The following is a 1,777-nucleotide window of genomic DNA, read 5'->3' on the forward strand; positions in this document are numbered from 1 at the left end:
GTCCCCGTATTGGGACTGCTGTGCTTGTAGTGGGTGTCGACGGCAAGTGTCGCGCGCTGTGTGTCCTGTGGTGGCCGAATATTTTGCGGCCAAACGGCCACGACTGCACTCTGACAGCGAATGGCTTGTGGTGCGGGGGAGGCCTCCGGTTGCTTCCCGGCTCCGCAATTCCTGCGGCCAGCATCCTTCCCTCAGCCGAAGTTTCAGCGGGCGCGCTTGTCGTCGGTGGAGAAGCCCTTCCGACTTTGCCGTTGCTCCAGCGTCTCTAATTCTTGGAAAAACGTGACCTGCCAGCCGGCGGGGCCCTGGACTCTGGCGTTGATGGTCCGAAATGGGGTCTCCGTCGGCGGGGCCAGCGTGGTGGCGCCTGACTGTTCGGAGACCGCGACCGCGTGCGGGGTGTTGTCTACTTCGAGCGCGATCCGAAGCGTCGGACCTTCGACCGTTGCCGCGCGTTCCATCGTGTCGATATTACGAATGTGGGCAGGCGTGGCCAGTTCGATGGTGGCGATTCCAGCATGCAGGATCGACACGCGATCATCGCCATCGGTGGCGAATGCCGGCTGTTCGGGCATACCCAGAACATCCCGATAAAAGTAGAGCGCGTCATCGAAATCGTCGGTCCCAATGATCAACCGGAGCTGGCGGGGCGGCTGCGAAGGAGTCATGGCCTCTACCCTGCACCCTGCGTACGGTCCTGACGACCGGGAAAATGTTGCTCAAAGCCCTGAGTGACGGTCATTTACCGCGCGGGGACATCCCCACCCAACCAGGCACAAGTTTAGTATTGTTCACTAATCACCGATTTTCTGGGTGCGTAACTTCCAGCATCTTGACGATGCCATATCAATCACAGCGCCATGAATGGCTTGCTCGGCGCTGATGGTTCATCTACTCACAGAAGGGAAGGCCCCTTGAACATTCACCAAGTGGCTCTGAAAATTTCGGTGGCATGCGGCGCCCTTGTTCTATCGGGGTGCACAGGTGCCATCGAAGCCCTGCCGGCGGATCCACCGGCAAGCGCGGCGGTAACAACGGATAAAGAAACGTGTTCGATGTTCGGTGGCGTTCTGACGGTGGTTGCGAATGCCGACGCCGGAGTCCGTGACGGTCGGATGGAGGCGCAAGAGCAGCAGGGGTGGTACCGTCTCGCCACGAGGATTTTGGATCGGGTGCCGACTGCGACGGAAGGCGCGGTTAGTGACGCAATCAACTCGCTCAAGGACGCGGCGCCGATCATTGCGCAGGCCAAAATGGGGACGCCGGGAATAGGCTCGGCGGGTTGGGATTCCGGCTACCAGACGCTGTCCGAAGCGTGCTCGAACGCCGGCGCCGAACTGGCCCTTGAAATGTTCACCGGTGGCTGAGTTTTTTGGACCTTCACTTCGCTGGGGCGCTGGCTGATCTGAGGGGTTGTTCGCCCGCCCGGAGGTCACGACAGAACCTGAAACCGACGCGATGATCGGAAGAAGCGGCGGCAGATCTGACGGCATCGATGAGGGATCACGACCCGTGACATCCACCTTCCACCCCACCGTGGCGAGGTGCACCCCGGTCGCCCCACCGGTCGCGCCCGTCCCTCCCAGAATGACAGCACGCACCGGTCCCTCGTCCCTCTAATGCACCCCGAGTAATCAAGCCTCCGCAGACGCAAGGGATTGACCTTGGGTGCATTCAACGTAGTTGACTGGACTGATGTACGCGATCGCGCACCGGGGGACTATCTCATGAACGGTGTTTCCGGCGGTTCTCATTTAGTAGGTCTCCGCGGCCGGCC

At 60.9% G+C, this 1,777-nt stretch carries 2 protein-coding genes; one reads left to right on the forward strand and one right to left on the reverse strand.

Annotated elements, in window-relative coordinates:
- Window positions 1-203: 203 nt before the first annotated feature.
- A complete protein-coding gene (locus RMN95_RS05180) occupies window positions 204-668 on the reverse strand; it encodes a VOC family protein (RefSeq protein ID WP_309615884.1) in 465 nt (154 codons plus the stop codon).
- A 246-nt stretch (window positions 669-914) separates the two neighbouring features.
- Between RMN95_RS05180 and RMN95_RS05185 the strand changes: the two genes are divergently transcribed.
- Entirely contained in the window at window positions 915-1,367 is a 453-nt protein-coding gene (locus tag RMN95_RS05185; protein WP_309615885.1) for a hypothetical protein, read from the forward strand.
- Window positions 1,368-1,777: the final 410 nt, after the last annotated feature.

The organism is Salinibacterium sp., from assembly GCF_031364185.1.
In the GTDB taxonomy this organism is placed as follows: Bacteria; Actinomycetota; Actinomycetes; order Actinomycetales; family Microbacteriaceae; genus Rhodoglobus.